The sequence below is a fragment of the Enterobacter sp. JBIWA008 genome (assembly GCF_019968765.1).
Lineage (GTDB): Bacteria > Pseudomonadota > Gammaproteobacteria > Enterobacterales > Enterobacteriaceae > Enterobacter.
This window is the reverse complement of sequence record NZ_CP074149.1, coordinates 3,403,775-3,429,526: the sequence shown is the minus strand read 5'-3', so window position 1 is coordinate 3,429,526 and position 25,752 is coordinate 3,403,775. Positions and strand designations below refer to the sequence as shown.

20 protein-coding genes, 3 tRNA genes and 1 pseudogene are annotated in these 25,752 nt (G+C 53.0%); 13 read left to right on the top strand and 11 right to left on the bottom strand.

Going from position 1 to position 25,752, the window contains the following annotated elements; all coding sequences use genetic code 11:
• Positions 1 to 203: 203 nt before the first annotated feature.
• The 3 genes from KGP24_RS16430 to KGP24_RS16420 all read left to right on the top strand — a co-directional run bounded on the left by KGP24_RS16430 (position 204) and on the right by KGP24_RS16420 (position 2,799).
• Positions 204 to 279, top strand: a tRNA-Ala gene (locus KGP24_RS16430).
• Between the two features lie 41 nt (positions 280 to 320).
• Positions 321 to 396 (top strand) — tRNA-Ala (locus tag KGP24_RS16425).
• A 213-nt stretch (positions 397 to 609) separates the two neighbouring features.
• The gene (locus KGP24_RS16420; RefSeq protein ID WP_223561148.1) at positions 610 to 2,799 is read left to right on the top strand and encodes an EAL domain-containing protein; all 2,190 of its coding nucleotides are present in this window, start codon (positions 610 to 612) and stop codon (positions 2,797 to 2,799) included.
• Between the two features lie 45 nt (positions 2,800 to 2,844).
• Here KGP24_RS16420 and KGP24_RS16415 read toward each other — a convergent pair whose 3' ends face one another.
• On the bottom strand, positions 2,845 to 4,032 hold the full coding sequence (locus KGP24_RS16415) for a NupC/NupG family nucleoside CNT transporter (RefSeq protein ID WP_008501591.1): 1,188 nt from the start codon (positions 4,030 to 4,032) through the stop codon (positions 2,845 to 2,847).
• Positions 4,033 to 4,380: 348 nt separating this feature from the next.
• On the opposite strand from KGP24_RS16415, the gene KGP24_RS16410 reads away from it, so the two are divergent.
• Positions 4,381 to 5,619 carry an Nramp family divalent metal transporter gene (locus tag KGP24_RS16410; protein WP_223561147.1) on the top strand — a complete coding sequence of 413 codons (1,239 nt, stop codon included), beginning with the start codon at positions 4,381 to 4,383 and terminating at the stop codon, positions 5,617 to 5,619.
• Positions 5,620 to 5,651: 32 nt separating this feature from the next.
• Here KGP24_RS16410 and KGP24_RS16405 read toward each other — a convergent pair whose 3' ends face one another.
• Together KGP24_RS16405 and mgrA are read right to left on the bottom strand one after the other, a co-directional pair.
• Positions 5,652 to 5,993 carry a DUF2502 domain-containing protein gene (locus tag KGP24_RS16405; RefSeq protein ID WP_121425226.1) on the bottom strand — a complete coding sequence of 114 codons (342 nt, stop codon included), beginning with the start codon at positions 5,991 to 5,993 and terminating at the stop codon, positions 5,652 to 5,654.
• Between the two features lie 127 nt (positions 5,994 to 6,120).
• Positions 6,121 to 7,119, bottom strand: a complete 999-nt coding sequence (mgrA, locus tag KGP24_RS16400; RefSeq protein ID WP_223561146.1) for an L-glyceraldehyde 3-phosphate reductase — start codon at positions 7,117 to 7,119, stop codon at positions 6,121 to 6,123.
• 185 nt (positions 7,120 to 7,304) lie between these two features.
• On the opposite strand from mgrA, the gene ipdC reads away from it, so the two are divergent.
• Positions 7,305 to 8,963, top strand: a complete 1,659-nt coding sequence (ipdC, locus tag KGP24_RS16395) for an indolepyruvate decarboxylase (RefSeq protein ID WP_223561145.1) — start codon at positions 7,305 to 7,307, stop codon at positions 8,961 to 8,963.
• On the opposite strand, the gene KGP24_RS16390 is transcribed toward ipdC, so the two are convergent.
• Complete coding sequence (locus KGP24_RS16390) at positions 8,964 to 10,199, bottom strand: ion channel protein (protein WP_223561144.1); 1,236 nt, start codon at positions 10,197 to 10,199, stop codon at positions 8,964 to 8,966.
• Between the two features lie 205 nt (positions 10,200 to 10,404).
• Here KGP24_RS16390 and glk point away from each other — a divergent pair, with 205 nt between their 5' ends.
• Entirely contained in the window at positions 10,405 to 11,370 is a 966-nt protein-coding gene (glk, locus tag KGP24_RS16385; protein ID WP_045285807.1) for a glucokinase, read from the top strand.
• Between the two features lie 35 nt (positions 11,371 to 11,405).
• Here glk and KGP24_RS16380 read toward each other — a convergent pair whose 3' ends face one another.
• Both KGP24_RS16380 and KGP24_RS16375 read right to left on the bottom strand, forming a co-directional pair.
• The gene (locus tag KGP24_RS16380) at positions 11,406 to 12,137 is read right to left on the bottom strand and encodes a LytTR family DNA-binding domain-containing protein (protein ID WP_033146137.1); all 732 of its coding nucleotides are present in this window, start codon (positions 12,135 to 12,137) and stop codon (positions 11,406 to 11,408) included.
• Position 12,138: 1 nt separating this feature from the next.
• Positions 12,139 to 13,845, bottom strand: coding sequence for a sensor histidine kinase (locus KGP24_RS16375; RefSeq protein ID WP_223561143.1), 1,707 nt, complete (start codon positions 13,843 to 13,845; stop codon positions 12,139 to 12,141).
• Positions 13,846 to 14,231: 386 nt separating this feature from the next.
• Here KGP24_RS16375 and alaC point away from each other — a divergent pair, with 386 nt between their 5' ends.
• On the top strand, positions 14,232 to 15,470 hold the full coding sequence (gene alaC, locus KGP24_RS16370) for an alanine transaminase (RefSeq protein ID WP_223561142.1): 1,239 nt from the start codon (positions 14,232 to 14,234) through the stop codon (positions 15,468 to 15,470).
• 53 nt (positions 15,471 to 15,523) lie between these two features.
• Here alaC and ypdK read toward each other — a convergent pair whose 3' ends face one another.
• Both ypdK and lpxP read right to left on the bottom strand, forming a co-directional pair.
• Positions 15,524 to 15,595 (bottom strand): membrane protein YpdK, encoded by a 72-nt coding sequence (gene ypdK / locus KGP24_RS16365; RefSeq protein ID WP_099458937.1) that lies wholly within the window; start codon positions 15,593 to 15,595, stop codon positions 15,524 to 15,526.
• Between the two features lie 357 nt (positions 15,596 to 15,952).
• The gene (gene lpxP / locus KGP24_RS16360; protein ID WP_223563516.1) at positions 15,953 to 16,873 is read right to left on the bottom strand and encodes a kdo(2)-lipid IV(A) palmitoleoyltransferase; all 921 of its coding nucleotides are present in this window, start codon (positions 16,871 to 16,873) and stop codon (positions 15,953 to 15,955) included.
• A 75-nt stretch (positions 16,874 to 16,948) separates the two neighbouring features.
• On the opposite strand from lpxP, the gene KGP24_RS16355 reads away from it, so the two are divergent.
• Together KGP24_RS16355 and tssK are read left to right on the top strand one after the other, a co-directional pair.
• Positions 16,949 to 17,200: a hypothetical protein gene (locus KGP24_RS16355; protein ID WP_223561141.1), complete on the top strand. Its 252-nt coding sequence runs from the start codon at positions 16,949 to 16,951 to the stop codon at positions 17,198 to 17,200.
• Positions 17,201 to 17,228: 28 nt separating this feature from the next.
• Positions 17,229 to 17,530 (top strand): annotated as a pseudogene (gene tssK, locus KGP24_RS16350) (type VI secretion system baseplate subunit TssK); the annotation flags it as partial.
• A 188-nt stretch (positions 17,531 to 17,718) separates the two neighbouring features.
• Here tssK and KGP24_RS16345 read toward each other — a convergent pair.
• A tRNA-Arg gene (locus tag KGP24_RS16345) sits at positions 17,719 to 17,793 on the bottom strand.
• 75 nt (positions 17,794 to 17,868) lie between these two features.
• The gene (locus KGP24_RS16340; RefSeq protein ID WP_223561140.1) at positions 17,869 to 18,798 is read right to left on the bottom strand and encodes a formate/nitrite transporter family protein; all 930 of its coding nucleotides are present in this window, start codon (positions 18,796 to 18,798) and stop codon (positions 17,869 to 17,871) included.
• Between the two features lie 315 nt (positions 18,799 to 19,113).
• Between KGP24_RS16340 and mlaA the strand changes: the two genes are divergently transcribed.
• Positions 19,114 to 19,866 carry a phospholipid-binding lipoprotein MlaA gene (mlaA, locus tag KGP24_RS16335; protein ID WP_023336447.1) on the top strand — a complete coding sequence of 251 codons (753 nt, stop codon included), beginning with the start codon at positions 19,114 to 19,116 and terminating at the stop codon, positions 19,864 to 19,866.
• A gap of 44 nt (positions 19,867 to 19,910) precedes the next feature.
• Here the strand turns inward: mlaA and fadL are convergent, their stop codons facing one another.
• Positions 19,911 to 21,233: a long-chain fatty acid transporter FadL gene (gene fadL, locus KGP24_RS16330; protein WP_023312584.1), complete on the bottom strand. Its 1,323-nt coding sequence runs from the start codon at positions 21,231 to 21,233 to the stop codon at positions 19,911 to 19,913.
• Between the two features lie 372 nt (positions 21,234 to 21,605).
• On the opposite strand from fadL, the gene KGP24_RS16325 reads away from it, so the two are divergent.
• The 3 genes from KGP24_RS16325 (at position 21,606) to fadJ (ending at position 25,585) form a co-directional block, all read left to right on the top strand.
• The gene (locus tag KGP24_RS16325; RefSeq protein ID WP_024907659.1) at positions 21,606 to 21,890 is read left to right on the top strand and encodes a YfcZ/YiiS family protein; all 285 of its coding nucleotides are present in this window, start codon (positions 21,606 to 21,608) and stop codon (positions 21,888 to 21,890) included.
• 237 nt (positions 21,891 to 22,127) lie between these two features.
• Positions 22,128 to 23,438, top strand: coding sequence for an acetyl-CoA C-acyltransferase FadI (fadI, locus tag KGP24_RS16320; protein WP_063145391.1), 1,311 nt, complete (start codon positions 22,128 to 22,130; stop codon positions 23,436 to 23,438).
• Positions 23,438 to 25,585 carry a fatty acid oxidation complex subunit alpha FadJ gene (gene fadJ, locus KGP24_RS16315; RefSeq protein ID WP_223561139.1) on the top strand — a complete coding sequence of 716 codons (2,148 nt, stop codon included), beginning with the start codon at positions 23,438 to 23,440 and terminating at the stop codon, positions 25,583 to 25,585. Before fadI ends, fadJ begins: the two co-directional genes overlap by 1 nt.
• The last annotated feature ends 167 nt before the right edge of the window (positions 25,586 to 25,752 follow it).

Below are 25,752 nucleotides of genomic sequence, written 5' to 3'. Positions count from 1 at the left end.
ATCTATGGGGTTAATTAACGGCTCATTTTATAGCACCGTTTTACGTGAAAGCGTGACAGGCTTAACTCCTGACTGCGAGCAGGCTCGCAAAGTGATTCATTTGCATGATTTTTCAGCGATTGAATAGCTGGAATTGATTTTGCCGTTGACACTCCGCAGCGGAATTCATATTATGCCGCCCGTCAACATGACAGCTTTACGATGGGGCTATAGCTCAGCTGGGAGAGCGCTTGCATGGCATGCAAGAGGTCAGCGGTTCGATCCCGCTTAGCTCCACCAAACTCTGAACCCAACAGAGTGCGGTCAGTAAAGTCACATGTGGGGCTATAGCTCAGCTGGGAGAGCGCTTGCATGGCATGCAAGAGGTCAGCGGTTCGATCCCGCTTAGCTCCACCAAAATTGTAAACCCTCGTCGAATGACGGGGGTTTTTTTTATCTGTTTGTAACGCCAGTTACCGCATTTTGTTATCAAAAAGAAGGTATTCCTGTACCTCTCCTCAATCGAAATCAATAAACCAGTCTATAAATAGACTTGAACTTGATTCGCGCAATTAATAAACATATTATCCATCCGGTCAATGATTCTCCTGGAAAATACCGCTCTGATTAATGAATAAAAAAACGCATAATAATGTAAAGATATTTATGATTGCCCTGGCACTTTGCCTGATTGCGGTACCTGTCTCCCGTTATCTCTCTCCACGCGCAATTGTTAATGGTCATGACGTTTATTTAGCATGGTTGCCACTCAGCGTGATGCTGGCGGTAATTCTGATATTTGGGCGCAGAGCAATTCTTCCCATTCTGTTAGGTTTTACTATCACTAATTTATTTTATTTTGATTTAGCACCACTACAATATTCAGTTTTACTGTTCTGTCAGACCTTTGCGTTGTTTGCGGCATGCGGCTTGCTACGCCTTATGCTAGGCAAGCGCTGGCGCCACAGTATCCCTAACAAGCACATCGGGCTTCGTATATTCTGGCTCGGTTTTGTCGTGCCATTAGGTATTAAGCTGTCGATGTATATGGCAGGCTATTTGTTTGATTTTCCGGTAACTATTTCGATCTATTTCGGCGAAGGAACGGTAATTTATAACGTTGTGGATATTCAAAGCCTGATATGCGCGGGGCTGATTTTTACCATGATGTTCTATTACCCGCTAAGAATGATAATTAATCCTCGTTATGCCGTCACCTTCTGGCGGCGAAGCGTGAAGCCGGTGTTTTATCACAAGAATCCATTATATATTTTTGTCTGGTTGATGCTTTTAGGCTTCATTCTCGTCATTTTATGTGGTCCTTTTGAATCACCGGTCATTGCGGGCTATTTGATGCCGCTTATTTTTATTCTTTTTACCTTAGCGATAAGCCGCCTGACCTATGCGTTGATTTCTGTGCTGTGGGCTACCTCCGCGCTCCTGCTGTTGACCTATAACTATAATTTCCTCAACGGGGTAGAATCGGGCCATTCGCTCTCTTTTATCCTCTCCGTGCTGATCTCTTTCGCCATCTGTTTGCTTTACATGTCGCGCATTTACCAGCGCAGCGAGTGGCTGAAGCGGGGCTGGCAGGACAGGGCGCTTACCGATCCACTTACCGGTTTGCCCAATATTCGTGCGCTGGAGGATCACCTTGAGATTCATCCGGATGCAAAAGTGAGCATTCTGCGTATGGATAACCTGGAATTTTTGAGCCGCCACTACGGGATTATCATGCGGGTCCACTGCAAACGAACGATCGCCACGTCGCTTCAGCCGCTCCTGCAAAAAGATGAGATGCTCTTCCAGTTGCCCGGAAGCGAGCTGGTGTTGGTATTGCTTGGGCCGGAAATTGCTGAACGTCTCCAGCATATGGTCGACCGGCTCAACAGCAGTAAGATTTTCTGGAACAACACCGGGCTGGACATAGAGTTTGGCGCGTCATGGGGAATGGTCGAAGATGGCGAGAAACTGCATCACACGCTGGGGCAGCTAAGCTGGCTGGCAGAGCAGGCCTGCGGACCGCAAAACGTTCTCGCGCTCACGAATAGCCTTGAGGTGGCATCAGGACAAACGACAGAGCGTGTCCTGATGCTGGCGCGGATTAAGCATGCCCTGGAGGCGGGGCAATTCCATTTATATGCGCAGCCGATCCGGAAGGCGGACGGGAGTGGATACTATGAAATCCTGACGCGAATGGAAAGTGAGGGGGAGATTATTACCCCTGACCGCTTTATTCCACTGATCGCGCAGTTTAACCTCAGCCACCGGTTTGATATGTGCGTCATGGAAAAATTACTAGTGTGGCTGCGCGATAACCCTGCAACGCACGCTGGCGCCCGCTTTTCAGTCAATCTGATGCCGCTGACGCTGATGCAAAAAGAGGTGGCAACCGAGATTTGCGCGCTGTTTGAACGGTACGGCGTTGCACCTCAGGCAGTCGTGATTGAGATTACCGAAGAGCAGGCTTTCTCCAATTCAGGCTCGAGTATCAACAATATTCAGCAACTGCGGGATTATGGTTTCCGTATTGCCATCGATGATTTTGGTACGGGATACGCTAACTATGAGCGTCTGAGACGTCTGCAGGCGGACATCATTAAAATTGACGGTTGCTTTGTGAAAGACATTTGTACAGACGACATGGATGCAATGATCGTGCAGTCGATATGTAATCTGGCGAAGACAAAATCGCTGTGCGTGGTTGCTGAATATGTAGAAACACCGGCGCAGCGCGAGATGCTGCTCCGCTTTGGTGTGGACTACCTGCAGGGATATCTGATAGGCAAACCCGAACCGCTGGAAGAGTTACGGGCATAAAAAAACCGGAAGCCATGCTCCCGGTTTTTTGTTTAACGGTAAACGTTACAGAACCAGTGCCGCGATAGAAGCAGACAGGACGCTCACCAGGGTAGAGCCGTAAACCAGCTTCAGGCCAAAGCGAGAAACCACGTTACCCTGTTCTTCGTTTAGACCCTTAATCGCACCGGCGATAATACCGATGGACGAGAAGTTCGCGAAGGAGACCAGGAACACGGACAGAATACCTTCCGCGCGCGGAGAAAGCGTGCTGGCGATTTTCTGCAGATCCATCATCGCAACGAACTCGTTAGAAACCAGTTTGGTCGCCATGATACTGCCCACCTGCAGCGCTTCGTGAGCCGGAACGCCCATCACCCATGCAACCGGGTAGAAGATGTAGCCCAGAATCCCCTGGAAGGAGATACCCAGCACCGCTGCGAACAGGGCATTCAGTGCAGAAATCAGCGCAATGAAGCCGATCAGCATGGCGGCAACGATAATCGCCACTTTGAAGCCGGCCAGAATGTACTCACCCAGCATTTCGAAGAAGCTCTGGCCTTCGTGCAGGTTTGACATCTGAATGTTCTCTTCGCTGGCGTCAACGCGGTACGGGTTGATCAGCGACAGAACGATAAAGGTGCTGAACATGTTCAGAACCAGCGCCGCAACAACATACTTTGGCTCCAGCATGGTCATATACGCGCCCACGATAGACATGGAAACGGTAGACATTGCGGTTGCCGCCATGGTGTACATGCGGTTACGGGACATTTTGCCAAGAATATCTTTATACGCGATGAAGTTCTCAGACTGACCGAGGATCAGGGAACTGACGGCGTTGAAGGATTCCAGCTTGCCCATGCCGTTCACTTTGGATAACAGGAAGCCAATTCCACGAATAACGAACGGCAGAACACGAATGTGCTGCAGAATACCGATCAGCGCGGAGATGAAGACGATAGGGCACAGAACCTTCAGGAAGAAGAACGCCAGACCTTCGTCGTTCATTTTACCGAAGACAAAGTTCGTCCCTTCGTTGGCGAATCCGAGCAGTTTTTCGAACATTTCGGAGAAGCCTTTCACGAAGCCGAGGCCTACGTTGGAGTTCAGGAAGAACCACGCAAGTAAAACTTCAATGACCAGCAGTTGGACAACATAACGAATACGAATTTTTTTGCGGTCTGTGCTGACCAGCAATGCGAGTGCAGTAACGACAACAAGTGCCAGGACAAAATGAAGGACGCGGTCCATATTTGCTCCAAATATGAGGCAGGTTTAATTTTCTTGCACATTCTATGTAACAAGTGAAAAGAAAACGAGATCGAGGACACACTATAGTTACATCCTGTGACGAGTCTCAAAAATAGTGATCCACAATACATTTTTGTTATGTTAGGTAAATGAGTGAAAAGTTAAGTTTGTGTGCTAGTCTTCACAAAAGTGTCCGCGATTTGAATTTCTGTTAGATCGCCCAGCTTACCCGCCCGTCTATCGTTCAAAGCTATCAGAGAAATCACTGCAAACTTTATAAATGATCTTGATAATCATTCTCATTTTGATAGCATTAAACATAGCAAAGGCTATATTTCAGAGGCAGACATGACAAACAGTCGCGTAGAGGGTAGCAGTGGCAGAGCCGCGCGCAAGTTGCGGTTTGCATTAATGGGACCTGCGTTCATCGCTGCCATTGGCTATATCGATCCAGGTAACTTTGCGACCAATATTCAGGCCGGGGCCAGCTTCGGTTATAAGCTGCTGTGGGTGGTCGTCTGGGCTAACCTGATGGCGATGCTGATTCAGATGCTCTCCGCTAAGCTGGGGATTGCCACGGGTAAAAACCTGGCGGAGCAAATTCGCGACCATTATCCGCGCCCGGCCGTCTGGCTCTACTGGGTTCAGGCTGAAATCATCGCTATGGCCACTGACCTCGCTGAATTTATCGGTGCAGCGATCGGCTTTAAGCTGATTCTGGGCGTGTCGCTGTTGCAGGGGGCGGTGCTGACCGGGATTGCTACTTTCCTGATCCTGATGCTGCAGCGTCGGGGTCAAAAGCCGCTGGAGAAGGTTATCGGCGGTCTGCTGCTGTTTGTCGCTGCGGCCTATATCGTCGAGCTGATTTTCTCACAGCCAAATCTTGCGCAGCTCGGGAAAGGTATGGTGATCCCAAGCCTGCCAACTTCGGAAGCGGTGTTCCTGGCCGCCGGGGTATTGGGGGCGACCATCATGCCGCATGTGATTTATCTCCACTCCTCGCTGACTCAGCATCTCCACGGAGGGACGCGCAAAGAGCGTTACTCAGCCACCAAATGGGACGTGGCGATCGCCATGACCATCGCGGGCTTTGTAAATCTGGCGATGATGGCAACAGCAGCCGCTGCTTTCCACTTTAACGGTCATACCGGTATTGCCGATCTCGATCAGGCCTATCTCACGCTTGAGCCGCTACTGAGCCATGCTGCCGCTACGATATTTGGTCTTAGCCTGGTCGCTGCCGGCCTTTCTTCTACGGTGGTGGGCACGCTGGCAGGCCAGGTGGTGATGCAGGGATTTGTCCGGTTCCATATTCCGCTGTGGGTTCGCCGCTCCGTCACCATGTTGCCGTCATTTGTGGTGATTCTGATGGGGCTCGACCCAACGCGAATTCTGGTCATGAGCCAGGTTCTGCTGAGTTTTGGTATTGCGCTGGCGCTGGTGCCGCTGCTGATCTTTACCAGCAACAAAACCCTGATGGGCGAGCTGGTCAACTCAACGCTGGTAAAACGAGCCGGGTGGGCCATCGTGGTGGTGGTCGTTGCGCTGAACCTGTGGTTATTGGTGGGAACCGCGCTGGGTCTTTAACAAAAAAAGGAGCCTTCACGGCTCCTTTTTTATTAGTGATGATGGCCGTGACCATGACCTTTGCCGCGACCCCAGCCGCCGCGACGGTCGTCACGATCGTTCCAGCCTTCACGGTAGCCGCGCTCATACGCGTTGTCTTTATACCAGCCGCGGTGTCTGCCGTTATCATGTTTCCACCAGCGATCACCGCGCCATTCATAATGACGGTTCCAGTAGTCACGGTCGCGCCAGTAGCCGCCGTCCCAGTATCTGCCGTAGTCGTCACGATCGCCAATTTGTAATTTTACTGATGGCAACAGGGTGATTTCGCCCGCAGTGGCGATCAGCGGGGCTGAAGCCAGTAATACCGCTGCAAGAATCAGTGACCTGAACATACTCTTTCTCCTTCACGATCGGGGCCTTTGTTGGGCCTGTTAACGCAATATTACGAGTTGGTAAAGCCTCGTTTCATCGCCTCAACTCCGAATTCCAGGGTGAGAGCACTTTTTGCTAAAAATGGATCTATTTTGAGCTGTTCAGAATCTCTTCTATATGGGCCAGTTCTTCCGCAGAGAAATGGCGGTTTTCCAGCATGCCCACGGCGTCATCAATCTGCACCGCTTTACTTGCCCCAATCAGCACTGACGTCACATTCTCATGGCGTAATACCCAGGCCAGCGCCATCTGGGACAGCTTCTGGCCGCGATCTTCCGCCATGGCGTTCAGCTTTCTTACCTTCTCCAGTTTCTCTTCGGTGATCTGGTCAGGGTTGAGGAACTGACTGCCGCTTGCCGCGCGTGAGTCTGCGGGAATGCCGTTCAGATAGCGGTTGGTCAGTTGCCCGCCGGCCAGCGGCGAGAAGGGAATACAGCCCACCCCTTTTTCCTGCAGCACGTTCAGCAGTCCCTCTTCCGGCGCACGTTCAAAGAGGGAGTATTTCGGCTGGTGGATAAGGCAGGGCGTACCGAGGTCATTAAGGATATCAATCGCCTGGCGAGCGAGTTCAGCGGGGTAGTTGGATAATCCGACATACATAGCCTTTCCCTGACGCACCACATGGTCAAGCGCTTTCATGGTTTCCAGCAGCGGCGTTTCCGGATCTGGCCGGTGATGATAGAAGATATCCACATACTCCAGCCCCATCCGCTTGAGGCTTTGATCGAGGCTTGCCAGCAGATATTTGCGTGACCCCCAGTCGCCGTAAGGGCCCTCCCACATGGTATAGCCCGCTTTGGTAGAGATGATTAGCTCGTCGCGCCAGGGCAGGAAATCCTCCTGCAAAATACGGCCGAAATTACGTTCGGCCGATCCCGGTGGCGGGCCATAGTTGTTGGCAAGGTCGAAATGCGTAATGCCCAGATCGAACGCACGCTGTAAAAGTTGACGGCTGTTTTCGATAAGGGTGGTGTCACCAAAGTTATGCCATAGCCCAAGCGAGATGGCGGGCAACCTGAGCCCGCTTCGCCCACAGCGGCGATACTCCATTGTCCTGTAACGATTTTTGTCCGGCTGATAACCCATTTTCGTGACCTCTGGCGCTGAAGTGAAAAATCAGTGTATGCGTTTACATTTTTGTGAAAAAAAGCAGCATAGCGCAGACTTTTTTGTAAAGCATTCTTTCCATACCCTTCTTGTCGCCAATTCTGGACAGCCATCACGCTTATTTAATACTCAAGGTGAGGTCAACATTAGAAGGATACCTGTTCATGCGTACCCCATACTGCGTCGCCGATTACCTGCTGGACCGTCTTACAGATTGTGGAGCCGATCATCTGTTTGGCGTGCCGGGCGACTATAACCTGCAGTTTCTCGACCACGTGATAGACAGCCCCGATATCTGCTGGGTGGGCTGTGCCAACGAGTTAAACGCCTCTTACGCCGCTGACGGATATGCCCGATGTAAGGGGTTTGCCGCGCTGCTGACGACGTTTGGTGTAGGAGAGTTAAGCGCCATGAATGGCATTGCGGGCAGCTATGCCGAGCATGTTCCGGTACTGCATATTGTGGGCGCGCCGGGTACGGCGTCACAGCAAAGAGGGGAGCTACTGCACCACACGCTGGGCGACGGTGAGTTTCGTCATTTTTATCATATGAGCGAGCCGATCACCGCTGCACAGGCGATCCTGACCGAACAAAACGCCTGTTATGAAATAGACCGGGTGTTAACGACCATGCTCCGGGAGCGTCGCCCCGGCTATCTGATGTTGCCTGCTGACGTGGCAAAAAAGGCCGCCACGCCTCCTGTAAACGCTCTCACGCTCCGCCATGCGCATGCCGATAGCGCCTGCCTGAAAGCGTTCCGGGATGCCGCAGAGAACACGCTTGCCAGAAGCAAGCGTACTGCGCTGCTGGCCGATTTCCTCGTCCTGCGCCACGGCCTGAAGCATGCACTACAGAAATGGGTCAAGGACGTGCCGATGGCACACGCCACCATGCTGATGGGTAAAGGCATATTTGACGAGCGTCACGCCGGTTTTTACGGCACGTATAGCGGTTCCGCGAGCGCCGGTGCGGTAAAAGAGGCGATTGAAGGGGCAGACACGGTGCTGTGCATCGGGACGCGATTTACCGATACCCTTACCGCCGGCTTCACGCATCAGCTAACCTCGTCACAAACAATTGAAGTTCAGCCTCATGCCTCACGCGTCGGTGACGTCTGGTTTACCGGCATCCCCATGCTTCAGGCAATCGAAACGCTGGTGGAGCTGTGCAAACAGCACGTGCACGGTACGCTGGTACCGTCCTCTCAAAACTCGATGGCCTATCCGCAGCCGGATGGCTCGCTGACGCAGGCGAATTTCTGGCAAACGTTGCAGACGTTTATTCGTCCGGGAGACATCATTCTTGCAGATCAGGGCACCTCGGCCTTCGGCGCGATCGACCTTCGTCTGCCGGCTGATGTGAATTTTATCGTGCAGCCGCTGTGGGGATCGATCGGCTACACCCTGGCCGCAGCGTTTGGCGCGCAAACCGCCTGCCCGAACCGGCGCGTGATTGTGCTGACGGGGGATGGCGCAGCGCAGCTCACCATACAGGAGCTTGGCTCGATGCTGCGGGATAAACAACACCCCATCATTCTGGTCCTTAATAACGAAGGGTACACGGTGGAAAGAGCGATCCACGGGCCTGAGCAGCGGTATAACGACATTGCGCTATGGAACTGGACGCAAATCCCGCAGGCTCTGAGCCTTGATCCTCAGGCCCAGTGCTGGCGGGTCAGTGAAGCGGAGCAGCTGGCGGACGTTCTTGAGAAAGTGGCGCACCACGAGCGGCTCTCGCTGATTGAGGTGATGCTGCCGAAAGCCGATATCCCGCCGCTGCTGGGGGCGATTACCAAAGCGCTGGAGGCGCGCAATAGCGCCTGATTATTTGTCGTTTCGCCACGCCATCATCATCGGTTTGCCCGCCAGCAGGAGCCAGGCGGGCAACATCACGATACAGAGCAGGGGGAAAAGCGTTGAATCCGGTACGACTACCGCCGCCATAAACAGGCTGAGCCAGGCGTCGCGCGTGACCACCAGAACCAGCCCCAGAATAGAACAAGAGACGGTAATGGCCGCAGGGACCGCATCGACATGCTCGTGCAGCATCAGCCCCAGCGCAACGCCGACAAAGACCGCCGGGAAGATGCGTCCACCGCGGAAACCACAGGCGGCGGCCACTACCAGCGCTGCCAGCTTGATCACGGCAAACAGCAGATAGTCGGAGACACTAAACACCTGGCTGAAGGCCAGCTGCTGCATCTCGTCCAGACCTTTGAACAATGTTACCGTCCCGCCGATTGCCCCTAAAATACCGAGGATCAAACCGCCGGCTCCCAAAATTAAAACCGGGTGTTTGAGTCTATGCATCAGCCGGTGCAGACGCGGAAGGCACCATACTGCCACCATGCCCAGCGCAATGGCGATGGCGACGACGATGGCGCCGCTGAAAATATCGGCGATTTGCATCTGGCCGTAGTGGGGAAGGGTGAGTGAAAAATGGGGATGGAAAAACAGGCTGGTCGTCAACGCCCCGGCGGCTGCGGCCATCAGCGGCGCAAACAGCTTATCCCACAGCGGGACGTCGTTATTGCTGCTGAGCGTCTGCGAAAAGATCAGTGCCGCCGCAACCGGCGTGCCGAAAAGCGCTCCTATGGTGCCTGCAGAGGCGAGGATGGTCCAATCCAGCGCGCCGACGCGAGGCAAAATGCGCGAACCGAGAAAAACCGCCAGGCCAATATTCACGGCCATAATTGGGTGCTCAGGACCCAGACTGACGCCGCCGGCCAGGCCCAGAATCAACGCAATGATTAGCCCCGGCAACGCCGAGGGGGCAACCGGGGCACCAATCAATGGTTCCTGTGCCGGATCGGGACCGGCATGTCCGGGACTGAAACGGATCACCAGGCCCACCGCAATACCGGTCAACGTCAGCATCATGATGATCCAGGCAGGAGAATCAGCGGAGGCCCCCAGTTTTGCCGGAAGCGCTGTCCATAACATTGTTTGCAGCACCGACGCGACTTTCATCACGACAATGAGCACCAGGCTTGAGGCCACGCCAATGATTAACGCCGGAATGGCCAGCAGCAGCATGGTTCTGGCTCGCGGGTGGAGCATGATGATTTCCTTGTACAAAACGGTATAACGTTACTTTGCACATTAGGCCTTATGGCAATAGTGCAAAAGGTGCTGAAACGGTAAAGTTATTCTGTGACGAAGATCGATAATCCATGGGCATTCACCTTCCGGTCGTTGTTGTTATCACGCCTTGAATTTACAGTGTCCCAAAGATTTATTTTGACTTTAGCGGAGCAGTAGAAGAATGACAAAGTATGCGTTGGTAGGGGATGTGGGCGGCACGAACGCGCGCCTCGCTTTATGCGATGTAAGTAGCGGTGAAATTTCCCGGGCGAAAACCTATTCCGGGCTGGATTATCCAAGCCTTGAGGCCGTTGTCCGCGTCTATCTGGAAGAACATCAGGTGAGCGTTGAAGATGGTTGCATCGCAATTGCCTGCCCGATAACCGGCGACTGGGTCGCCATGACCAACCATACCTGGGCATTCTCCATCGCCGAGATGAAAAAAAACCTCGGCTTTGCGCATCTTGAAATCATCAATGACTTCACCGCGGTGTCCATGGCGATCCCGATGCTGAAACCTGAGCATCTGATCCAGTTTGGCGGCGCTGAGCCAGTCGAGGGTAAGCCGATTGCGGTTTACGGAGCCGGTACCGGTCTGGGCGTTTCACATCTGGTGCATGTTGCTCAACGCTGGGTGAGCCTGCCGGGTGAAGGTGGTCACGTGGACTTTGCGCCAAACAGCGAAGAAGAGGGCATTATCCTCGAAGAATTACGCGCTGAGATCGGCCATGTCTCCGCCGAGCGCGTCCTTTCAGGTCCGGGGCTGGTGAACCTGTACCGGGCGATTGTAAAATCTGACGGCCGTCTGCCGGAAAATCTGCAGCCGAAAGACGTCACCGAGCGCGCGCTGGCGGACAGCTGTATTGACTGCCGTCGTGCCCTGTCGCTGTTCTGCGTAATCATGGGGCGCTTCGGCGGCAACCTGGCGTTGACGCTTGGCACCTTCGGGGGCGTTTATATCGCGGGCGGAATTGTGCCGCGCTTCCTGGAGTTCTTCAAAGCCTCTGGCTTCCGCGGCGGGTTTGAGGATAAAGGGCGCTTCAGAAGCTACGTGCAGGACATTCCGGTTTATCTGATCGTGCATGATAACCCTGGACTACTGGGTTCGGGGGCCCATTTGCGTCAGGTTCTCGGTCAAATCCTCTGACACAGAGCCCTCTCCCGCAGGAGAGGGCCTTTTCTTTACAGGTGCATCAGCTGACGAAACTCTTTCACCTTGCTGCGGCTCACCGGCACCTGAAAATCCAGATCCTTCAGACGCAAGATATAGGTGTTGTTAAACCAGGGTTCGATCTCGCGGATCTTATTTAAATTTACGCAGAACGAACGATGGCAGCGGAAAAAGTGGGCAGCCGGCAGCTTGCTGCAGAATTCGGTAATGTTCATCGCCATCACGTACGATTCCCGCCGCGTATAGACAAACGTCATCTTTTCATGCGCTTCGGCGTAGTAGATATCGTTGACCGGCGTCACGATAATGCGCTCGTCTTTGACCAGATTAATGGTGTCGTTTTCCCGTACCGTTGGGGTGGCGCTAGCGGGAGCGGTCTGCTGCTGCCAGGCGGCCTCCAGCTTTTGCAGCATGCTGACAATTCGCGACTCCTGATAAGGCTTAAGAATGTAGTCAAACGCCTCCAGCTCGAAGGCCTCTACGGCGTGCTCTTTCCAGGCGGTAACGAAAACAATAAACGGCTTATGGGCAAACTGATTGATGTTTTGCGCCAGCAACACGCCATCCAGCGACGGAATATTGATATCCAGGAAAATGGCGTCGACCCGGTTATGCTGCAAAAATTTCAGCACGTCCAGACCATCATCAAACGTACCCACAATCTCCATCTGGCTGTGGGTTTTGATAAGCCAGGTGAGCTCCTGTTGAGCGAGGAATTCATCTTCTACGATGATGACTTTCATATTACTCACCCTGAGGTAACAGTGTTGTCGTCGTATGAACGAGAGAGCGTTCATTCGGGACGTAAAAAGCAATTTCGGTGCCCGGCTCAAGACGCTGAATGTGCAGTCCATCGCCGTAAAGCAGCTTGACCCGGTGGTGAACGTTCAGCAGGCCGATTTTATTTCCGGGCATCTCGTTAGACTCCACGCGCTCAATGACTTTAGGATCAATTCCGTGGCCGGTATCGCGCACGGCAATACGCACGCGGTTGCCGCTTTCGGTGATGCTGATGGTGACCACCCCTTTGCCTTTACAGGGTTGAATGCCGTGAACAATCGCGTTTTCGACCAGCGGCTGTATAAGCAGGCTCGGGATCACGCAGTTGACCTCTTCATCAATATCGTAAATGACCGTGAGCTTGTCACCAAAGCGCGCCTGCTCAATCGCGATGTAGTCTTTAATCTGATACAGCTCTTTTTTGATGTCGATCTGCTCGTCATCTTTCAGCTCGATGTTGTAGCGCAGATAGCGCGACAGGTTAAAAATCAGCTGGCGCGCGGTATCCGGATTAAGACGAATGGACGAGGAGATAGCGTTCAGGGCGTTAAACAGGAAATGGGGATTGATTTTACTCTGCAGCGCGCGCAGTTCTGCCTTATTTGCCATCTCGCGCAGCTGTTCCGCCCGCGAAACCTCAAGCTGGGTGGAGATAATCTGCGACAGGCCGATGGCCATCTCCTGTAGCGTGGAGGTGATCTGATGCGCGTGACAGTAATAAATTTTCAGCGTGCCCGTTACGACACCTTTCTCCCACAGCGGGATCACCAGCATTGAGTGGATTTCCGGCGTTCGGTGGGCTTCATCATTGTTTTTAATAATGATTTTACCGTAGTTAATCGCCTGTCTGGTGGTCGGGCTTATGGTGTCATCGTTGTCGCGATAGTTGTGCTCCCCGACGCCAACGTAGGCGAGCACGTGGTCAATATTGGTGATCGCGACGGCGTCAGCGTGAATGTCGTGACGAATGATCTCACAGACCTGACGCAACGACTCCGCGTTCACATGGCGGAAGAGCGGCAGCGTTTTGTTGGCGATATCCAGCGCCAGCTTGGCCTGACGGGCGGCGCTGGCCTCTTTTTCTCCTTCAACGCTTTGCACCAGCAGCACGATAAAACCGATACAGACGCTGCCCACTATCATCGGAATACCGATTTTCGAGACGATATCCAGCCCCAGCGCAGTGGTGGGGGCCCAGACGACGACCAGGATCATGGTCAGCGTTTCGCACACCATGCCTGCGACGATACCGGCGCGCCAGCGCTGTTTTTTCGGGATTTTGCGGCTGATCCAGCCGGAAAGCACTCCGGCAATAATGCTGGTGATAAAGCACGGTACCGCCGTTACGCCACCGATATCAATCAGGTAGCGATGGGTTCCGGCAATCAGACCGGTGATAACCCCCACCCACGGGCCAAATAAAATCCCGCCGGACATAACAGCGATTATGCGAACGTTAACCAGCGACCCCTCTACCGGCACGCCTGACCAGGTGCTGAACAGGGCAAACAGCGAAAAGATGGCGGTAACGGCCAGCAGCTCTTTTGGCGAGTGGGCTGATTTGTGCAACAGCTCGCGAAACAGGCGAATGCGAATGAGGAAGAACAGGCAAATCAGCATTAATGCCGCACGGTCAAAAACCGCCAGCAGCATAGTGAATATTTCGTGCACGAGTAGACCTGGGAAAACGGGAAAGAACCATGATAAAAAACCTGACGCGTATTGACCAGCTATCCGTCGGGTTTATCAAATGAGGAAAAGCCATAATTTGTAAAGGGGATTATCTGGCGGTGACCGATGCGACCTGTTTTTTTCTTAACGGTGCGTCATCAGGTAACTGGTTTGATATCATCCTGTTAAATAACAGCTACCAGAAAGCCGATTCCGAAACAGAAGCTTCCGCTTTTAGGCGCTGCCGGGATCCGGTTTTCAGACGATCGCTTTTTTTTCATTTCCCTCTCGACAGCATGATTTTTTTCAGGTTATTTTCTAAACATGCCACATCGGTGGCAGCGTCGCTCGGACGGTCCGGGCGCTAACGTTAATCTGAGGAATCTATGGCTGAATTCAGTCCTGAACGCCGTTTCACGCGTATCGATCGTCTCCCCCCTTATGTTTTCAACATCACCGCTGAACTGAAGATGGCTGCGCGTCGTCGCGGCGAAGATATCATTGATTTCAGCATGGGTAACCCTGACGGCCCAACGCCGCTGCATATCGTTGAGAAGCTCTGCACGGTTGCCCAGCGCCCGGATACGCACGGCTACTCAACCTCTCGCGGTATTCCCAGGTTACGTCGCGCGATCTCGCGCTGGTATCAGGATCGCTATCAGGTTGATATCGATCCGGAAAGTGAAGCGATTGTCACCATCGGTTCGAAAGAGGGGCTGGCACACCTGATGCTGGCCACGCTGGATCATGGTGATACGGTGCTGGTGCCTAATCCAAGCTACCCGATCCATATCTACGGCGCGGTGATTGCCGGGGCGCAGGTCCGCTCTGTGCCGCTGGTGGAAGGTGTCGATTTCTTTAACGAACTGGAACGTGCGATTCGCGAAAGCTATCCGAAACCCAAGATGATGATCCTCGGCTTCCCGTCGAACCCAACGGCCCAGTGCGTGGAGCTTGATTTCTTCGAGAAAGTTGTCGCGCTGGCCAAGCGTTATGACGTGCTGGTGGTTCACGATTTAGCCTATGCGGACATCGTCTATGACGGCTGGAAGGCTCCGTCGATTATGCAGGTCCCTGGCGCGCGTGACGTGGCGGTAGAGTTCTTTACGCTGTCGAAAAGCTACAACATGGCGGGCTGGCGTATTGGCTTTATGGTGGGTAACAAGACGCTGGTGAGTGCCCTGGCGCGCATTAAGAGTTATCACGATTACGGCACCTTCACGCCGCTGCAGGTCGCGGCTATCGCTGCCCTGGAGGGCGATCAGCAGTGCGTTCACGAGATTGCCGCTCAGTATAAGCGCCGTCGCGACGTGCTGGTAAAAGGCTTGCATGAAGCAGGCTGGATGGTCGAAATGCCGAAGGCATCCATGTATGTCTGGGCGAAAATTCCGGAGCCGTACGCGGCGATGGGTTCGCTGGAGTTTGCCAAAAAACTGCTTCAGGATGCGAAGGTGTGTGTGTCACCGGGCATTGGATTCGGTGATTATGGCGACACCCATGTGCGATTTGCCCTGATTGAAAACAGCGACCGTATTCGTCAGGCGGTGAGGGGCATCAAGAGTATGTTCCGGGCCGATGGTCTTCTCGCCTCAAAGAGCGTCGCAGAACATCCCGCATCGTCATGACATAAAAAAAACAGGAGCCAATGGCTCCTGTTTTTTTGACTGCATGTTCTTCACTAGATCATCAGGGCAAAGGTTCCGGCCCAGACTAAAACAATCACCGAAATGCCCATAAAGAAATATTTCACGTTTCATCGCTCCGCGTATCTTGTGGTACGCATTTAAAAACAGAGTCCACCTGATTATAGAGAACTGAAATCCGGTCAAAACGGAAATGAGAATTTTCCCGTTAAACCGTTAACTCCAGCTCAGAATTCTGTGCTTTCCTGTTGCCAGACGGCGCTAATGTACGCCTAAAAATGAGGGGTGACAAGAGGCATTTTTTTAAATAATTTCCGTTACTTACGAGTGTCGTGGAACGGCGACAGTTTGATTTCGCTTCGTAATAAATTCACTTTGGGCGACGCAATGAAAGACGATAATTCAGCGGGATGACATGTGATTGAAAAGGTTAGTTTCCTGGCGAAACTAACCTTCATGAAGGGCTAAATATAGAGCGAGGCTTCGCCAAGAGGGCGGGTTTTAAAACGACGATGCATCCACAGATACTGCTCTGGCGCGCGCATGATTTCAGTTTCGATGACTTTATTGATAAACGCGGCGGCTTCGCACTCGTTTTCCGGATAGTTAGCCATTTCAGGGGAGATGTGCAAACGGTAGCCTGACTTATCTGCTTTTCTCACCATCGTCACGGTCAGCATGGAGGCACCAGACAGACGTGAAATGACAAAGGTACCGTTAGTCGTCGCAACGTCTTTCACCGCAAAGAAGGGCGCAAAGCTGCTGCCTTTACGTCCATAATCCTGATCGGGTGCAAACCAGACGGCTTCTCCTTTCTTCAGGGCACCGACCATACCGCGCAGGTTGTTACGGCTAATCATCGCCTTATTGGAACGCATACGGCCTCGTGTCTGCACCCACTCCATCAATGCACTGTTGTGCGGTCTGTAGGTCGCCATCATTGGCTGACAAAGCCCCATCACGCGACCGCCCAGCTCCAGCGACATAAAGTGAACGCCGACGACCATCACGCCGCGTTTTTGCACCTGAGCGCGTTTAAGGTTATCCAGTCCTTCAACGTCAAACCATTTTCGGACACGCTCATCTGGCCAGAACCAGGCCATTCCGGTTTCAAGCAGCGCCATGCCGATAGACTTGAAGTTTTCAGCAATAAGTTTCTCGCGCTCTACGGCATTGTACTGCGGAAAACAAAGCTCAATATTTTTACGCGCGATGGATTCGCGACGTTTCAGGAAAACGCGGGAAGCACTGCCCAGTTTTGACCCCAGCAAGCGCAGGACAGGGTACGGAAGTTGAACCAGCAGCCAGAGTACGCCAAGACCAAACCATGTAAACCAGTAACGCGGGTGTAAAAACGCACGTTTGAATTGGGATTGAGACAAAATAGTGAACCTATGTAAAGCCGGTGAAAGTAACGCATAAAGCGATACCATGTGCCAATTAGACCGTTGGACAAGGTCATGGTTGCAGGCTTTACCGATCTTTACGGCGTTGCCTGGCCACTGCTGACGTTAGGTGGGCGGCGTAATGTAGCACCGTTATACGATATGTGCTATTACTCGTTTTTGATTAAAAAAGCGGCAGTTCAGGAGGTGCTTGATTTCACAGATTTTATAGACAGTCGCATGGAGAGCGTCTTTCCTTGCCTGCTCGGAAAGCAGAAGCGTTATCGCTCAAAGGGAAAGCGTAAAGAAAAAGAGCGGTGTTGTTGATTTGCACCAAATTAAAAATTTACACGTTTATTTATCACTTGCTCCTCCATGCCGAATCATGAACTTCAGACGAAATTCCCGCAGCTGTGTAAAGCAGGCAGCTTTGATAATGTGTCTGATGTGGTGAATGTGGCCCTGAGCGGGATGGTTATCAAGCCTCTGAACTACGTTCCATCGGCTATCCCGTTACGTCTTGAGAACCAGTATTTCTCTCTGGATCTGAGTACAGATGCAGCGCGGGCGATGCTGGAAGCGAGAAGCTGCACCTTCTACACCCCGGGCTCACTGGGATATTTGAACCTTGAACTCTTTGCGGTGCTGCGCACATGAACAAATCCGAACTAACCCAGTTAGAACGTATCTTCTACTCCGGCTGGCTGATCGGTGTGCCCACAATATGCCCGTAAAAGTTTGCTGTAGTCATTCCCTTTGGTTCGCTTCGGTTGAGTATAAATGTCTAATTATAAAGGTGTGATCGGTGTTTGGTTCTGAAGCGGAGAGGCGGGTTCTGTTGGAAATGGTGTCCCCTGCAGGAATCGAACCTGCAACTAGCCCTTAGGAGGGGCTCGTTATATCCATTTAACTAAGGGGACGAGGCGGCACGAGTATAGCCTTATTTACACTTTGCGTTAAGCGCATAGCCGCCTGACTGCTCAAAGAGTCACCATTCAGGACGATTTTTTTGTCGATTTATCATTATTTTCCCGTGCCTTAAGCTCAGCTTTGCGTTTGTTCGACATGTCGTTACGAATTTGGGCATGGCTTAACAGCGCGAAGATAAACGTTCCGCCGCAAATGTTTCCTGCCAGCGTCGGTAGAGCGAACGGCCAGAAAAAATCGCTCCAGTGAAGCGTACCGTTAAAGACCAGATAGAGGATTTCAACGGTACCGACCACAATATGCGTGGTGTCCGCCAGCGCAATCAGCCAGGTCATCAATATGATCACCACAATTTTGGCGCTGCCCGCTGAAGGGAACATCCACACCATCGTGGCGATAATCCAGCCAGAGATGATGGCGTTTGAGAACATCTCAACCGGCGTGTTTTTCATTACATCCATGCCGATTTTCACAAACGCATCCCGGGTGGGTTCATCAAAGATCGGCATATATTCAAACGCCCAGGCCGCGATGCCCGTGCCGATGATATTACCCAGCAGGACCACGCTCCAGAGCCGCATCAATAAACCGAAATTACCGAGGGTGGGGTTTTGCATCACCGGCAGAACGGCGGTCACCGTGTTTTCGGTAAACAGCTGCTGGCGGGCCATGATGACGATAATAAAGCCGAAGGTATAACCGAGGTTCTCCAGTAAAAATCCACCGGGTACGCCTTCCAGCTGCACATGAAATATCCCTTTGGCGAGCAGTGACGCGCCCATTGAGAGTCCCGCAGCGATGGCTGACCAGAAGAGGGCCATCGCGTCGCGCTCCATCTCTTTTTCGCCATCCTGGCGTATATGCTCGTGGATGGCCATCGCGCGGGATGGGAGGCGATCTTCATCAATTTCTATCTTCTCTCCGCGCGCTTTTTCCTCGCTTTCAATCTCAAGATCATCATTGTTCTCGCCAATTTTTTCTTCGCCCACGTCTTTCATATTTGCTCCCGGAGGTTGATCTTTCTGTTAAGCGTAGCGGCTTTTATCGGGATGCCTGTGGGGATGCTCTTAAATTGGCGGCAATGACAACAAAGGTGATACATCTCTTTCAAAGTCATTATAAAATTGGCAGCGAAACGAATTCCAAAAGCCAGGCTATGCTGAGATCAGAGTCACGGTGGTTACTGCCCGTAATTGTGCTCATAGACATCGGTAAACGTGCTGTTACAATCGCTTGCACGTTTACAGACGGAGCGTCAACGGCTCCGTTACGGATGGCAATCAACGATAGCCATACTGAACAGGGAGATATTTATGAAACTTCGGCTGTCGGCGCTTGCGCTTGGCGCGACGATGCTTGTGGGCTGCGCCAGCTCCGGTGAGCAAACGGGACGCTCCGATCCTCTCGAAGGATTTAACCGCTCAATGTATAGCTTCAACTACAACGTACTGGACCCGTATGTGGTTCGTCCGGTGGCAGTAGCATGGCGCGATTATGTTCCACAACCAGCGCGTAACGGGTTAAGTAACTTTACCAGCAACCTTGAAGAACCTGCGGTAATGGTGAACTACTTCCTGCAGGGCGACCCGTATCAGGGGATGGTCCACTTTACCCGCTTCTTCCTGAACTCCATTCTGGGGATGGGGGGCTTTATTGATGTCGCAGGCATGGCGAACCCGAAACTGCAGCGTGAACAGCCGCACCGTTTTGGTAGTACGCTGGGGCATTATGGTGTCGGTTACGGCCCTTACGTTCATCTGCCGTTCTATGGCAGCTTCACCGTGCGTGATGATGGCGGCGATATGGTGGATACGCTGTATCCGGTTCTGTCGTGGTTGACCTGGCCGCTGTCGGTGGGTAAATGGACGGTGGAAGGGATTGAAACCCGCGCGCAACTGCTCGACTCTGATGGTCTGCTGCGCCAGTCTTCTGATCCATATATTATGGTGCGTGAAGCGTACTTCCAGAATCATGACTTTATTGCCAACGGCGGCAAGCTGAAGCCGGAAGAGAATCCAAACGCGAAGGCGATCGAAAACGAACTAAAAGATATCGATTCGGAGTAAATAAAAAAGGTGAGCAATGCTCACCTTTTTTGATTCCTGCGCGATTAGAACGCGTAGTTGAAGTTCATGCCGTACAGCCAGGCTTTACCTTCGGAAGAGAACTCATACGGACCTTCCTTGAAGTTAACTTTTTGACCGTGCATATAAGAGATGCCCGCATCAATAGAGGCATCTTTGTTGAATGCATAGGTCGCACCTGCGCTCAGCCAGAAGCGGTCCTGATCCGGAATCGAGATAGAGCGTTTGTCTGCTGGTACCGGACTATCATCGAAGGCAATACCGGTGCGGAATGTCCAGTTGTCATCCATATAGTAGGTTGTCCCCAGCGCGATGCGGTAAGCATCGCGGAAGCTCTCATCTTTATAGAAGAGCGTGTCGCCGTTGCTATTGGTCGCCTTCAGCTCCTGGAACTGACTCCAGCTGGTGTAGGTCAGGCTATAGTGAACTGCCCACTGTGGCGCCACTTTGTTATAACCTGACAATTCCCACATTTCTGGTAAGTGCAGGCTCAGAGAGCCGCCAGTGGTTTGGCCATTGGTTCCCATTGGCAGACCGAAGTTGCCGAGGATCTGGTTATAAGCAGAAGGGAGGCTGCTTTTGTAATCTCCATCAAAATCGATTTTTACTTCTGAACGGTAGGTTAAGCCGTAACGGTTGTTTTTATCGAGTTCATAAAGGATACCGGCGTTCCAGCCAAAGCCCCACTCATCGCCCTTCAGATAAGCGATCTGAGTATCTGCTGGGATACCAGCCACACGCTGTGCCAGGGCTGGTGGAAGTGCGCCTGAGCCAGCGACGACTTTGCCCAGGTCGCCCGCGTAACGTTCGATCTTGGCTTTTGCATACACAGCGTCAAAGCCAACGCCGAAACTCCAGTGATTATCCAGACGGTAAGCACCGCTCAGGTTCAGATTCAGGGTTTCCAGGTCGGTTTTACCGCCAAACGCTCCAGCTGCATAGTCGTTATTGAACTCGGTTGCTAAACCGTAATTAGAGGTCACGGATGCGCCCCAGCCGAACTGGTCGTTAATCGGCGCCACGAAGTGCATGTTTGGAACCCATGCCGTTGGGGCAATGTTATCCGATTTCAGATCGGCACCTGTCGGAGAACGGCCCGAGATATCGACACCTGGATCGACAAAAATTGCACCGGCAGAGAATGTCGGACGATCAAACATCATGATCAACGCGGGGTTACGACTCGCGTTACCCGCATCATCAGCAATAGCGCCTTCCCCGGAATACGCACGGCCAAGGCCAGAGGAAGAAAATTCGTTTAACTGAAAGCCCGCTGACCAGGCGGAAGTGGAGACGAGTGCCACTGCGACTGCCAGCGCAGTCTTGTTGAACAGGGTTTTCTGGCTCATGACCATAACCTCATTGAGTTATTTTTATTCAATAATTGTTACATACCGTAACAGGAGCGCGAAGTGTAGGGTCTGAGGTATGACAGACAAATCAGACCAGTGGCCAGAGTATAGGTCTGACCAGCCTGAATGTTGCAAGTTTGTTTATTAATATTTTCAAACATGTTTCTTGAAACGAGATCTGGTTGGCAAAATTGTGACCATCACGATTCACCCAAAAGGGGGATTTTTGTTTTAGATCATTTTTTAGTGTGATATTGGTCACTTATCCCCTTTTGCGCCATTAACGGCTGGAGGGAGCCCGCGTCGGGGCGTAAAATATCAGCATCGTGTCTATCTCGCGCGCTGCGCGAATACAGAGGAAATTGAGCTATGAGTAAATGCAGTGCTGATGAAACCCCGGTTTGCTGCTGTATGGATGTTGGGACCATCATGGACAACACCGATTGCACCGCCTCTTACAGCCGTGTATTCACCAACCGTGCCGAAGCGGAAGAGACCCTGACCGCGCTGAGCAAGCGTGCGCGTGACGTTGAATCCGATCCGTGTGAAATCAAGTCTACCTTTACCGAAGTGGAAGGCGGCGTGAAGCTGGACATCGACTTTGTCTTCGCCTGCGAAGCAGAAACGCTGATTTTCCAGCTGGGCCTGCGTTAATTCCTGCGGCCTGGTGCCCTCATCCCAACCTTCTCCCACGGGAGAAGGTGCAAACATCAAAAACGGTAACCTCAGGGTTACCGTTTTGCTTTTATCACGCCGGCATTTTCTTTTTCTTCTCTGTGTTTTAGCTCGCATTTTTTCGTTTCCCCGATTGGCTGAATGTAAAAAAATGGTTAAGACTATTATCAGGTCAGACCACTTTATGTTTGCGAAAATTTTTTACAGGGGAGTGTTATGAGTCAGGCATTACCGCTTATTACCCGTCAGGGCGATCGCATTGCCATAGTCAGTGGATTGCGCACGCCATTTGCGCGTCAGGCAACGGCGTTTCATGGCATACCGGCCGTCGACCTGGGGAAAATGGTAGTGGGGGAGATGCTGGCTCGCAGCGAAATTCCGCCTGAGGTCATCGAGCAGCTGGTATTCGGCCAGGTTGTGCAGATGCCTGAAGCCCCCAATATTGCGCGTGAAATCGTACTCGGTACCGGGATGAACGTACATACCGATGCCTACAGCGTCAGCCGCGCCTGCGCAACCAGTTTCCAGGCCGTGGCTAACGTCGCCGAAAGCCTGATGGCGGGCACGATTCGCGCCGGGATTGCGGGTGGGGCGGACTCCTCTTCAGTGCTGCCGATTGGGGTCAGTAAAAAGCTGGCGCGCATCCTGGTGGATGCCAATAAAGCCCGAACGATGGGTCAGAAACTCAAGCTCTTCTCGCGTTTACGCCTGCGCGACCTCATGCCCGTGCCACCTGCCGTCGCGGAGTACTCCACCGGCCTGCGCATGGGCGATACCGCCGAGCAGATGGCAAAAACCTACGGCATCACCCGCGAACAGCAGGATGCCCTGGCGCATCGTTCACATCAGCTTGCGGCAAAAGCCTGGTCGGAAGGCAAGCTGGCCGACGAGGTCATGACGGCTTATATCCCGCCTTACCGTGAACCGCTCGCGGAAGATAACAATATTCGCGGCACCTCGACGCTGGCGGATTACGCAAAGCTGCGCCCTGCGTTTGACCGCAAGCATGGCACGGTGACGGCGGCGAACAGTACGCCGCTGACCGATGGCGCCGCCGCCGTGATCCTGATGACCGAATCTCGCGCGAAGGAGCTGGGCATCACTCCCCTGGGCTATTTACGCAGCTATGCCTTCACCGCCATTGATGTCTGGCAGGACATGCTGTTAGGTCCCGCGTGGTCCACGCCGCTGGCGCTGGAGCGCGCGGGGCTGACGTTGGCTGATTTAACCCTCATTGATATGCACGAAGCGTTTGCCGCGCAAACCCTGGCAAACGTTCAGCTGCTGGCAAGCGAGCGTTTCGCGCGGGATGTTCTGGGCCGCGCCCACGCCACAGGCGAAGTGGATCAGAGTAAATTCAACGTGCTGGGCGGCTCTATCGCCTACGGTCATCCGTTTGCCGCCACAGGGGCGAGGATGATCACGCAAACATTACATGAACTCCGTCGCCGTGGCGGCGGGTTTGGCCTTGTAACCGCCTGTGCGGCGGGTGGCCTTGGCGCAGCAATGGTTCTGGAGGCTGAATAATGGATATGCCATCTGCATTTAATCTGACGGTTCGCCTCGATAACGTGGCCGTTATCACTATTGATGTGCCTGATGAAAAGATGAATACCCTGAAGGCCGAATTTGGTGTTCAGGTGCGCGCGATGCTAAAGCAGATCCGCGACAACAAAGCGATTCGTGGTCTGGTCTTTATCTCAGCCAAGCCGGATAACTTTATCGCCGGGGCCGATATCAACATGATTGCCCGGGCGCAAAGTGCTCAGGAAGCCGAAGAGCTGGCGCGTCAGGGCCAGCAGGTAATGGCGGAAATCAACGGCCTGCCGATCCCGGTCATCGCTGCGATTCACGGTGCCTGTCTGGGCGGTGGGCTTGAGCTGGCGCTGGCCTGTCACAGCCGGATTTGTACTGACGATGCGAAAACCATTCTGGGTCTGCCGGAAGTGCAGCTTGGCCTGCTGCCTGGCTCCGGTGGAACGCAACGACTGCCGCGCCTGGTGGGCGTCAGCACGGCGCTGGAGATGATCTTAACCGGTAAACAGCTGCGTGCCCGTCAGGCGCTGAAAGCCGGTCTGGTCGATGACGTCGTGCCGCAGTCCATTTTGCTGGAGGCCGCCGTTGAGCTTGCGCTGAAAGGTCGTCAGGCAAAACGTCCTCTGCCGGTACGTGAGCGCGTGCTGGCCGGCCCGCTGGGGAGAACGCTCCTGTTCAGCATGGTGGGCAAAAAGACCGAACAAAAAACCAAAGGCAATTACCCGGCGGCAAAGCGGATCCTGGAAGTGATCGAGACCGGGCTGTCGCAGGGAAGCAGCAGCGGCTATGCCGCGGAGGCAAAAGCCTTTGGCGAACTGGCGATGACGCCGCAGTCGCAGGCGCTGCGCAGCATCTTCTTCGCCAGCACGGACGTGAAAAAAGATCCCGGCAGCGAGGCTGAGCCTGCGCCGCTGCGTGCCGTTGGCGTACTGGGTGGGGGACTCATGGGCGGCGGTATCGCTTTTGTTACCGCCAGCAAAGGCAAATTGCCTGTGCGAATCAAAGACATTAACCCTAAGGGGATCAACCACGCGCTGCAGTACAGCTGGCAGAACCTTGATCAAAAGGTCAAACGCCGCCATATCAAGGCAAGCGAGCGTGATAAAACCCTGGCGATGATCTCCGGTACGACGGATTACAGCGGTTTTGCGCACCGCGATCTGGTGATTGAAGCCGTGTTTGAAGATCTGGCGCTTAAGCAGCAGATGGTGGCAGAAGTTGAGCAACATTGTGCCCCGCATACCATTTTTGCCTCCAATACGTCGTCATTACCGATTGGCGATATTGCGGCGAAAGCCGCGCGCCCGGAGCAGGTGATAGGACTGCACTTCTTTAGCCCGGTCGAAAAAATGCCGCTGGTAGAGGTGATCCCTCACGCCACGACCAGCCCGCAAACTATCGCTACCGTGGTGAAGCTGGCGAAAAAGCAGCGCAAAACCCCTATTGTGGTAGCGGACAAAGCAGGTTTCTACGTTAACCGCATTCTGGCTCCCTACATTAATGAAGCAATGCGGTTGCTGACGGAAGGTGAGAAAATCGAGCACGTCGACGAGGCATTGGTAAAGTTTGGTTTCCCCGTTGGGCCAATCCAACTTTTGGATGAGGTGGGAATAGATACCGGCACTAAAATTATACCAGTGCTGGAAGCTACCTATGGCGATCGTTTTAGCCCACCTGCAAACATTGTTTCTGCGATTTTGAAGGACGATCGCAAAGGCAGAAAAAATGAACGCGGTTTCTATCTTTACGGCGCGAAAGGGCGTAAAAGCAAGAAACAGGTCGACCCTTCGGTTTATAGGCTTATTTCGACCACCGGTCAGGGAAAACTGTCCGCCGTTCAGTGTGCTGAGCGCTGCGTGATGATGATGCTCAATGAAGCGGCGCGCTGCTTTGGTGAACAGGTGATCAAGAGCGCACGTGATGGTGACATCGGCGCGGTATTTGGCATTGGTTTCCCGCCGTTCCTTGGCGGCCCGTTCCGTTACATGGATACGCTCGGCACGGGTGAAGTGGTTGCTATCCTGCAACGTCTGGCTTCGCAGTATGGTCCACGGTTTACACCGTGTGACGAATTATTGCAGATGGCGGAACGCGGCCAGACATTTTGGCCTGCAAGGGAAACTGTACTTGTAAGCTGAGGTCAAAGAAGGGTAAATCCTGAAGTGAATGAACCTGTTTTGGCGATTTTGTAAACAGAGATTGACTATACTTACGCCATTGAGGTAAAAAACAGCGTTTCATTCACCGAATGGATCAGGCACAATGCCCGGCCATCGGGTTTTCTACCTCTCAGCATTTATCGCGG